9 protein-coding genes are annotated in these 10000 nt (G+C 61.9%); 7 read left to right on the forward strand and 2 right to left on the reverse strand.

Translation table 11 applies throughout. The features are described from left to right. Nucleotides 1–1248: TonB-dependent receptor (locus LDL37_RS07930; RefSeq protein ID WP_290796423.1), on the forward strand; the 1248-nt coding region annotated here is incomplete at its 5' end. 199 nt (nucleotides 1249–1447) lie between these two features. Continuing rightward, entirely contained in the window at nucleotides 1448–2236 is a 789-nt protein-coding gene (locus tag LDL37_RS07935; protein WP_290796425.1) for a SapC family protein, read from the forward strand. A gap of 182 nt (nucleotides 2237–2418) precedes the next feature. On the opposite strand, the gene LDL37_RS07940 is transcribed toward LDL37_RS07935, so the two are convergent. After that, on the reverse strand, nucleotides 2419–2829 hold the full coding sequence (locus LDL37_RS07940) for an acyl dehydratase (RefSeq protein ID WP_126419615.1): 411 nt from the start codon (nucleotides 2827–2829) through the stop codon (nucleotides 2419–2421). Between LDL37_RS07940 and LDL37_RS07945 the strand changes: the two genes are divergently transcribed. The 3 genes from LDL37_RS07945 (at nucleotide 2828) to ispG (ending at nucleotide 5475) form a co-directional block, all read left to right on the forward strand. After that, nucleotides 2828–3025 (forward strand): hypothetical protein, encoded by a 198-nt coding sequence (locus LDL37_RS07945; RefSeq protein ID WP_290796429.1) that lies wholly within the window; start codon nucleotides 2828–2830, stop codon nucleotides 3023–3025. The two genes, LDL37_RS07940 and LDL37_RS07945, sit on opposite strands and share 2 nt — an antisense overlap. Next, nucleotides 3025–4275, forward strand: a complete 1251-nt coding sequence (locus LDL37_RS07950) for a helix-turn-helix domain-containing protein (RefSeq protein ID WP_290796432.1) — start codon at nucleotides 3025–3027, stop codon at nucleotides 4273–4275. Before LDL37_RS07945 ends, LDL37_RS07950 begins: the two co-directional genes overlap by 1 nt. Nucleotides 4276–4341: 66 nt before the next feature. Next, nucleotides 4342–5475 carry a flavodoxin-dependent (E)-4-hydroxy-3-methylbut-2-enyl-diphosphate synthase gene (gene ispG / locus LDL37_RS07955; protein ID WP_290796434.1) on the forward strand — a complete coding sequence of 378 codons (1134 nt, stop codon included), beginning with the start codon at nucleotides 4342–4344 and terminating at the stop codon, nucleotides 5473–5475. A gap of 234 nt (nucleotides 5476–5709) precedes the next feature. On the opposite strand, the gene LDL37_RS07960 is transcribed toward ispG, so the two are convergent. Then, the gene (locus tag LDL37_RS07960; RefSeq protein WP_290796437.1) at nucleotides 5710–7890 is read right to left on the reverse strand and encodes an EAL domain-containing protein; all 2181 of its coding nucleotides are present in this window, start codon (nucleotides 7888–7890) and stop codon (nucleotides 5710–5712) included. 227 nt (nucleotides 7891–8117) lie between these two features. Here LDL37_RS07960 and LDL37_RS07965 point away from each other — a divergent pair, with 227 nt between their 5' ends. Then, the gene (locus LDL37_RS07965; RefSeq protein WP_290796440.1) at nucleotides 8118–8711 is read left to right on the forward strand and encodes a glutathione S-transferase N-terminal domain-containing protein; all 594 of its coding nucleotides are present in this window, start codon (nucleotides 8118–8120) and stop codon (nucleotides 8709–8711) included. Nucleotides 8712–8785: 74 nt separating this feature from the next. Further along, nucleotides 8786–9859, forward strand: a complete 1074-nt coding sequence (gene prfA / locus LDL37_RS07970; protein WP_272740868.1) for a peptide chain release factor 1 — start codon at nucleotides 8786–8788, stop codon at nucleotides 9857–9859. Nucleotides 9860–10000: the final 141 nt, after the last annotated feature.

The raw sequence follows: 10000 nt of genomic DNA on the forward strand, positions 1-10000 counted from the left end.
ACGACCTACGGCGTGCCCGGTCATAGCCATGCTGAAGACGCGTCTGATCACGAAGAGGGTGACGACCACGCGCATGAGGAAGAAGGCCCGGTGACCATCGGCCTGAAGCAGACGCGTTACGATGTCCGCTCATCGCTCAATATCGCCTTTGCGGGTTTCAACAAGCTGACGGCGGATGCGGGCTACACGGATTATAAACATACCGAGTTCGAAGGCGAGGAGGTCGGCACGCGCTTTCTCTCTGACGGATATGAGGCGCGCGTGAACCTGATCCGCCAGAAGATGGGCGATGTCTCTGGCGCGGTAGGTTTCAATGTCCTCGAACGCCATTTTGAGGCGATCGGAGCCGAGGCCTTTGTGCCGTCTTCTACGACGCGAGAATTCGGCACCTATGCACAGTCGCGTCTCGACAGGGGCGCCTGGGGCATCGAAGGCGGCCTGCGGGGTGACCGCAAGGAGATCACTTCCGCAGGTTTCTCAAAGGCATTCGACAACCTGTCGGGTTCGCTGGGCGGGTTCTGGAAACCTTCCGATCATGCCTTTTTTGGTCTGAGTGTGACGCGCTCTGAACGCGCCCCTTCTGATGTTGAATTGCTGGCCGATGGCCCGCACGCCGGTACAGGGGCTTATGAAATTGGCAATGCAGCTCTGAAATCGGAGACAGGCTACAGCGTAGAGGCCACCGGCCACTGGCAGATGGACAGCCATTCGGCTTTCAGCCTTGACGCCCACCTCTATTCCAGCCGTTTCGACAATTTCATTGACCTGCGTCCAACGGGTGACAACGAGGACGGCCTGCCGGTCTATCGCTACGTGCAGACTGACGCTGACTTCTGGGGCTTTGAACTGGAAGGCGGCGTGAACCTGTGGAGCCGTGGCGCTCAGGCTGTGCGTCTTGATCTGGCCTATGACTATGTTCGCGGCAAGAGCGATCTGGGCGATATTGCTCGTATTGCCCCTTCGGCGCTGACGGCCACCCTGGGCTACGAAGGTGAACGCTGGAAAAGCCATCTCGAAGTCCGGCATGTAGCCGCGGCGGACACGCATTTGGCGGCGTTCGAAACCCCAACCGATGTCTACACGGCCGTCAATGTCTTCGGGTCTTACTGGATCAATCCCAAGGTATCAGTCTTCGCCGAATTGCGTAACGCGACTGACGAGGAAATCCGCGAGCACACTTCGGTGCAGAAGGATATACTTGTCGGTGCTGGTCGCAATCTGCGCGCCGGTCTGACCTACCGATTCTGACGGATCGGTGCAGGATCACGGCGCGGAACCCCGGAAGCCCGTACTTCCGGGGTTCCTGCGCGCTAAAATACCCGCAGGTGCCGGTTTTTGCGCGAATTGCGGCCTTTGCACTCGCCTGCCTGAACGTGCCGCTTGCGCTTTCCCGCAGGCATGGGCTAGAAGCGAAACTCCTCAGTTTTTACCACTACAAAGAGCGATCATGGAACAGGCTCAAGACCAACAAAGCGCGCTGACAGGGAACGTGCTGTTTTACAAGACTCCGGAACCCCTGAGCGTTGAAGCCCACGGCAATCTCGGCATCAGCGCTTCGCCGACGCCGCACGCCTTTGTCGCTGAAACCAATGTGGTGCCGCTGACCGTGGCGGAATTCCCGGCGGCTTCGCTGAGCTACCCCATCGTCTTCATCGGCGAAGCGCGTATGCCGGTGGCCGCCATGGGTCTGGCCGCCGGTCAGAACATGTTCGTGTCCCCCGAAGGCGTCTTCCGCCCGGACGCCTACCTGCCGGCTTTTGCCCGTCGTTATCCCTTCGTCTTTGCCAATGACGAACAGGAACAACGCATGATCCTGTGCGTGGATACCTCCTCGCCGGTGGTGACCGCCAACAATCCGGACGTGCCCTTCTTCGAAGGCGGCAAGCCGTCGGCCTTCGTCGAAAACGCCATGCAGTTCTGCTCGGACTTCGAAAACGAGCGCCTGCGCACCGAATCTTTCGTCAACCTGCTGAAGGATCTGGACCTCCTGGCCCCGCGCGAAACCATCTATCGCCCGGCCAATCCGGACGGTTCGCAGGGTGAGCCGCAAAAGATCGCCGAATATTTCGCGGTCGATGAAGAAAAGCTGGCCAAGCTGCCGGCCGACAAGCTGGTTGAGCTGCGTGACAACGGCGCCCTGATGCACATCTACGCGCACCTGATCTCGCTGCTGGCCTGGGACAAGCTGATCGCCCTGACCATCGAGCGCAATCAGTCGGCCCCGGCGGTCAACTAAGCGTTTTCGGTTTGAAACGACAAGCCCCGGAGGCTTCGGCTTCCGGGGTTTTTTCATTGGCCACGAAAAAAACGAAAAGGCTGGTAAACCGCTATGGCCCGTAGGGCCGTTTTTCAGTGTTGCGGCGTGCTGTCTGGTCGGGCGCTTCGCGCCATATGTTCGTGCTTTTCGTGGCGAAAACCTTACCCAACAGGCGGCGGATTGCGCTGAAACACCGAGCGCGTCAGGCATGAAAAGACCAGACGTCCGGCTTCGTCGAGCAGGTCGTGCTGGGCGATGACGACGCCCTTAGTGTCGCCCACCGCGTCCTTGCCCATAATGGTCAGACGCCCGCGCAGCAGTTCGCCCGGCGGTGGATTGCGCGACCAGCGCAGCGCATCGACGGCCAGTCGTTTCGTCTGCGGCCAGCCCGCGGCCGCTTCCTGCTCCAGCTTTGACCACAAAGCAAAGATCAGCGCATCGGGCAGGCCGTCCTGCGTGTTCCACGACGGCGCATAGGTGGCGCAGAACTGTTCCAGATCGCTCTGGGAGACGACGCCCGCGCCGATCGAGGCGACCTGACCAATCCACAAATCGTCAAAGGCGGCAGGCATGAGCGACTCCGTTCAAACAGCAAAGTCCTGTGTTCTAAGCTGTGTTGGGGCGTTCGGCAACGCTTTTGCACAGGCGGTCACAAAAGACAGAAAGCCTTGTTCCCAAAAGCCTTACGTATTGATTTGGGACGGGCGCTGTGGTTTGGTTTTTTCATTACGCTGGGGGGAACAGCGTGCAGGATTTGCCGAAGTCTGATGAGTGCACAGGACAATATCACGGTTCTTGAGGACGAGGCCTATACGGGCCTGTTCCTGACGGCTGAGCGCGACGCGGCGGTGCGCGCGCAGGGTCAGGTGCTGGCCGGTGGGCGCGTGCAGGGTCAGGCGGAGGCGCTGGCCAGCGATCCGGAAACGCTCGGCAACATCCTGCGCAGCACGCGCGAGGCGCAAGGCTTTTCGCTGGAATATATGGCCGATATCACCCGCGTGCGGCGCAGCTATCTGGAGGCGCTTGAAGAAGCCGCCTATGACCGCCTGCCCTCGCGCGCCTTTTCCATCGGCTTCGTCAAGGCCTATGCCAAGGCGCTGGGGCTGGACGAAGAAAGCCTGGCCGATCTGTTCAAGCGCTCGTTTGCCGACCCGGCGCAGTCGGACAAGCTGCGGGCCCCCGTAGGGGCCGCCTTTGAAGACCTGCGCCCCAGCTATCGCCTCTATGGCGGGCTGGCGCTGGCGCTGGTGCTGGCGGTGGTGGCGTGGAACCTGTTTCAGCGCACGCCGGGCTGGGGCGGGCATCACGCGCCGTCGGCCGATACGACGCCGCAGAAATGGGCGCCGGGCGTGCCGCTGGTGCGCGACAAGCTGGTGCTGACGCAAGCGGCCCCGGCGCCCAAGGATCAGGACCTGCCCGTGCCCTATTACACGCCGGGGCTTGAGGAGGGCTTTGCCGCCATCGACGCCGAACGCGCCGAGCAGAACCCCCTGGCGACGGTGGGCGTGCCGCTTCAGATGCGCAAGGCCTTCAACCCGCGCGGGGCGGTCTTTGGCGCAACGCCAGTCGATTCCATGGTGACGATTCAGGCCCAGCGCAGCGTCAATCTGGTGCTTACGGGTACGGACAAGCGCGTCTATTTCGCGCGGCAACTGGGGCCGGGTGAGGCCTATCGCCTGCCACAGGTCAGTGCTGTCAACCTGCTGATCGAGGTGGGCGATCCCAAGGCGTTTGAAATCTATTATAACGGCGAATTTGCCGGGGTGATGGAAGAGCGCGCGACCTCTGTCTCCAAGCTCAATGCCCGTGCGGCGGCGCTGGCCAAGCTGATGGACGCGCAGATGGAGGCCCTGCGCCCGGCCGGTCGTCCCACGGACGCCGCCGTGCCTGCCGCCCCCACGAACACGCCGGTTGTTCCGGCGGACGTCCCGGCGCGTGACGGCCCCATCCCCTACGTGCCGCAGACGACGCCGTCCGCGACGCCCCAGACAGACCCGGCACCCGTGACCCAGCCCTGAATTGCGGCTGGTAAAGCGCCCGTCGAAGGCTTACATAGGGCGCATTGACCCGTATCCCCAGAGTGCATGATGAGTGACCATACGCATGTCCGCCCCTGGCGCATGATCGAGCGCCGCAAAAGCCGCAAGATCAGAGTCGGCAAGGTCGAGGTCGGCGGCGACGCCCCGATCAGCGTGCAGTCCATGACCAATACGCGCACCCACGATGTCGATGCCACCGTGCGTCAGATTCACGCGCTGGAAGAGGCGGGGGCCGATATTGTGCGCGTCTCCTGCCCGGACGTGGACTCAACGGCGGCGCTGAAAGAGATCGTGCGTCAGGTCAGCGTGCCCATCGTCGCCGACATCCATTTCCACTACAAACGCGGCATCGAAGCCGCCATGGCCGGCGCGGCGTGCCTGCGTATCAATCCCGGCAATATCGGCTCACCCGAGCGCGTGCGTGAGGTGATCAAGGCGGCCAAGGACTATGGCTGCTCCATGCGCATCGGCGTCAATGCCGGGTCGCTGGAGAAGGAACTGCTCGAAAAATATGGCGAGCCGTGCCCGGACGCCATGGTCGAAAGCGCCTTGTTCCACGCCAATATCCTGCGCGATAACGACTTCCACGAATTCAAGATCTCGGTGAAGGCGTCGGACGTCTTCCTGACCGTCGCCGCCTATCAGGCGCTGGCTGACGCCATTGACTGCCCGCTGCATATCGGCGTGACCGAGGCGGGGCCTCTGCGTACCGGGACCATCAAATCGGCCATCGGGCTGGGCAACCTGCTGTGGGCGGGGATCGGCGATACCATCCGTGTCTCGCTGGCCGCTGATCCGGTCGAAGAGATCAAGGTCGGGTTTGATATTCTCAAATCGCTGGGCCTGCGCCATCGCGGCGTCAATATCATCGCCTGTCCGTCCTGCGCGCGTCAGGGCTTTAATGTCATCGAGACGGTGGCAAAGCTGGAGGAACGTCTGGCCCATATCGCCACGCCCATGTCGCTGTCGATCATCGGCTGCGTCGTCAACGGGCCGGGTGAAGCGCTGTACACCGATGTCGGCTTTACCGGCGGTGGCGCGGGGGCAGGCATGGTCTATATGGCGGGCAAGCCGGACCACAAGGTCTCTAATGACGACATGATCGAGCACATAGTCGGTCTGGTCGAAGCCCACGCCGCCAAGCAAAATCAAAGCGAGATGGCTCCGGAAGCGGTCTGAGCGGGCGGCTTCTCCACAGACGGTCGTTGGATGGCTTCTTATGCTATTGAGAAACCACAGATTTCACAGATTACGAGTTCCCCCGGCAGATGCGTAGGGTCTGATGGGGCAAGGGCGCGAAGCGCCAATCTGTGAAATCTGTGCAATCTGTGGTTCTCCAACCGCGGCACAGAGTCAGTAAAAAAGCCCCGTCAGGCGAACTGGCGGGGCTTTTTGTTTCAGAATATCTGAGGCTTAGCGTACGCCGGCGATATAGCGGCCATTGGTGATGTGGGTCACCTGTGAGGTCGCCTGACCTTCCATCATGATGTCGATCTCGCTGCGATCCACGGGCTTGGAGAACAGATAGCCCTGAATGATGGCGCAGCCGGCCTGACGCAGGATGTGGCTCTGCGCCTGGGTTTCGACCCCTTCGGCCAGAATGCTGAGGTGCAGCGCCTTGGCCAGCTTGATGATGGCGCGGATCAGCGCCTCGGCGTCCGGATCGACCCCCAGATTGGAGACGAAGGAGCGGTCGATCTTGATCTTGTCCACCGGGTAGCGGCTCAGATAGCTGAGCGACGAATAGCCGGTGCCGAAATCGTCGAGCGCGATGGAGAAGCCCATCTGACGTAACGCATTGAGCGTATTCTGCGTCGGCTGATCGTCGTTGAGCAGCATCCCTTCGGTGATCTCGATTTCGATGGAACGCGGCTCGACGCCGGTTTCGCGCAGCATGTCCTTCAGTTCCGGCAGGAAGCGCGAGGACCGCAACTGCGTCGCCGACACATTGATGGCCACCTTCAGGCCCGGCCAGCGTTTGGAATCGATCAGGGCGCGACGCATGATCAGCGTGCCCAGATCCATCATCAGGCCGCACTCTTCGGCCAGAGGCACGAAATAGGCGGGGCTGATCGGGCCGCGCTGCGGGTGGCTCCAGCGTGCCAGCGCCTCGACGCCGACGATGCGGCCATTGTGATCGACCTGCGGCTGATAGACGACGTCGATGGCTTCGACGTGGATGGCTTCGCGCAGGCCCGTTTCCAGCAGTTTGCGCAGCTTGATCGTCGCATCCATCTCGATTTCGAAGAAGGCGTATTGCGAACGGCCCTGTTCCTTGGCGCGATAGAGCGCAAGGTCGGCCTGACGCAGGGCTTCGGCGGCTTCGATGTCCGATTCCTGCAACAGGGTGACGCCGATGGAGCAGGATGAATAGACCGGGCCGCTTTCCAGCGTGACCTGACCCTTGAGGCCTTCCAGCACGCGCTTGGCCAGGGCGGCCGCGGAATGGGCGTCTGTGTCGGTCTGGATGATCACGAAGACGTCGCCGCCCAGACGCGCCAGCGTATCGCCCGCCCGGATCATGCTGCCGATCTTTTGCGCCGAATGACGGATCAGTTCGTCGCCCGCCGAATGGCCTAGCGTATCGTTGACGTCCTTGAAGCGGTCGAGGCCGACGCACATGACGGCGACCGAACCGCCCTGACGGCGCAGGCGCTCGGTGGCCTGATTGAGGCGATCGGTGAACAGGGTGCGGTTGGGCAGGCCGGTCAGGCCGTCGTGCAGCGCCATGTGCTTGGCGCGCGCTTCCGAAGCGATCAGGCTGCGCGCAGTCTTCTGGCTGCGGTGCAGCAGCGCCAGCGCCACGCCCCCCAGACCGGCCGAAACCAGCAGGGACGGGATCAGGGCGCGCATGAACAGGTCAAGCCCCGGACGCGACGGCTGCCACGTCAGTTCGGCCTTTTCCTGACCGGTCGAGTCGGTGAACACGGCGCGCGCCGAACCGGGCTGCACGTTCTGACCGCTGCGCAGTTCGGTGATGGTGCTCAGCAGATGCCCCTGCGACAGGGCCGCCAGTTCGCCATAGCTCAGCCGGTGCACGCCTACCACCAGATAGGGGGTGTAGCGCGCCAGGTCCTGTCGCGTGCTGTCGGGCAGGATCAGGCTGGCCCCCAGCAGATAGACGTGGCCATCCAGCACGGTCAGCCGCGCAATGGCGTTGGTCTTCGACGTGAAGCCTATGCCGGAGGCGGTATAGACATAGTGGCGTTCACGCAGGTCTTTCGACAGGCGGGTGATTTCACCGCTCAGGCGGTTATAGGCGGAAAGCGAGGTTTCCTGCTTGCCTTCCCACGCCAGCACCGGACGATTGAGACCGTCCAGCACGAAGGTCTGCTCGTAATTCAGATATTCGGAAAAATAGCTGCCGTAATTGTCGGCGACGAACTGATGATCGAATTTGACCACCGTCCGGTTGACCGCTTCGTTCCAGATGGTCATGGGAGCCATCAGGCGCGCCTGCGTCTCCGCCAGATGCATCAGCCCACTGCGCACATAGTTTTCTTCGCGCTCGCGGCTCGACTTGTCGATTTCGGCGGCCCAGATCCACAAGGACCCGATCAACGCACACACGGCCCCGACCACAACAATGGTCATGGGGGCCAAAAGTCTTAATTCACTCCGGTCTCGTTTCACGAGGCGTACTCATTCTGAGGGCGGTTACCTAAGGTGCCACCATACGGTAAAAGCCTTAAATTAAGGCAAATGGAAAACTCTTTTGTAATGAAGGGGTTGCGTGCCTATGTGCAGATGTGTGCAATGGTTTTTCCCTTGACCATCAACAGGTTGGGCTGCATCTATGCAGGGCTGTAACGGAGGCTGTTATGCGGTTGTTCATCAATTCAGGTTCGCCTTTTGCGCGAAAATGCAGAATTCTGGTTCGGGAAATGGGGCTGACCGACCGCGTGGAGGACGTGCCAACGGTAACTTTGGACAGTGTTCCGGCGCACGTCGCCGTTAACCCTTTTGCGCAGGTGCCGGCCTTGGTGACCGATCACGGGGCGTTTGTGGATTCGACGCTGATCTGCGAATGGCTGGCGGCGCATTACGGGCCTTACCCGCTTTATCCCGAAGGCGAGGCGCAGTGGGCGGCGCGTCAGGCGGAGGCGCTGGCCGACGGGATTCTCGAAACCGCCGTAAAGATGGTGATCGAACACCGCCGCCCGGAACACGAACGCTCCGCCGCCTGGCTCAAGCGCTGGGAAGAGGGGCTGCGCCGGGCCCTGAAGGCCGTGGATGGGCTGTGCGTGGCGTCGGATGGGCAGCCGGGGCTGGCCGAAATCACCCTGGCTTCGGCGGCGACCTATATCGATTTCCGTTTCCCTAAACTCGACTGGCACGCCGAGGCCCCGCGCCTTGTGGCCCTGCGCGATCAACTGGAAAAACGCCAATCCTTTATCGACACCTATCCGTCTTAAAGGTAAGAAGCGCGTTTTCCCCCTCCCGGCATTGCGGGGAGGGGGCCACGAAGTCTTTTGAGGTCGTTCCTTTGATACGTCTGCCGCAGGCCAAGCTCGATCAGGTCGTCGATCGTTTCCGCATGATCGAGGCGCGCATGGAAAGTGCCACCGATGGCACAGAGATCGTCAAGCTGTCGAAGGAGCACGCCGAACTGAAACCCGTGGTCGATGCGGTCACGGCGCTGCTCAAGGCGCGTGCCTCTGGGCCGGAGCTTGAGGAACTGATCGCGCTCAATGATCCCGAACTGTCGCCGCTGGCGCAGGAGGAGTTTCAGGAGCTGAAAGAGCGCCTGCCGGAGCTGGAACGCGGGGTGGCGCTGCTACTGGCGCCCAAGGACAAGGACGAAAACGCTTCGGCCATCCTCGAAGTGCGCGCCGGGACCGGCGGTGACGAGGCGGCGCTGTTCGCCGGCGACCTGTTCCGCATGTATTCGCGCTATGCGGCGTCGCAGGGCTGGCGCGTTGAGATTGATTCCATCAGCGAAGGTGACGCGGGCGGCTATAAGGAAATCATCGCCTCGGTGACGGGCGACGGCGTGTTCGGCAAGCTGAAGTTCGAATCGGGCGTGCACCGCGTGCAGCGCGTCCCGGCCACCGAAGCGGGCGGCCGCATCCACACCTCGGCGGCCACCGTCGCCGTTCTGCCCGAAGCCGAGGATGTCGAAATCGACATTCAGGACAAGGACATCCGCATCGACACCTACCGTGCGTCGGGCTCCGGCGGTCAGCACGTCAACAAGACCGATTCGGCGGTACGTATTACCCACCTGCCGACGGGGATCGTGGCGACCTCATCGGAAAAGTCGCAGCACATGAACCGGCAGATCGCCATGCGCAACCTCAAGGCGCGCCTGTACGACATCCAGCGTCAGGCGCTCGATGCCGCGCGCTCCGATGCCCGCAAATCGCAGGTCGGCTCCGGCGACCGCTCGGAACGCATCCGCACCTATAACTACCCGCAGGGTCGGGTGTCCGATCACCGCATCAACCTGACCCTCTATAATCTGGCGCAATTTATGGAAGGCGAGATGGATCAGATGATCAACGCCCTGATCGCCGACGATCAGGCGGCGCGTCTGGCCATGCTTGAAGAGGAACTGGGGTAAATATCTCCTCCCTGCGCGTGAGCGTGGGGAGGTGGCATTTTGAGCGCTAGTGAAAAATGACGGAGGGGGGTAACACCAGAATTACAGGCGTCGCAGCGCCTTGAGGTCGTGTCGCCGCCCCCCTCCGTCGCCTCGCTTCGC

The organism is Asticcacaulis sp., assembly GCF_020217185.1.
Classification (GTDB): Bacteria; Pseudomonadota; Alphaproteobacteria; order Caulobacterales; family Caulobacteraceae; genus Asticcacaulis.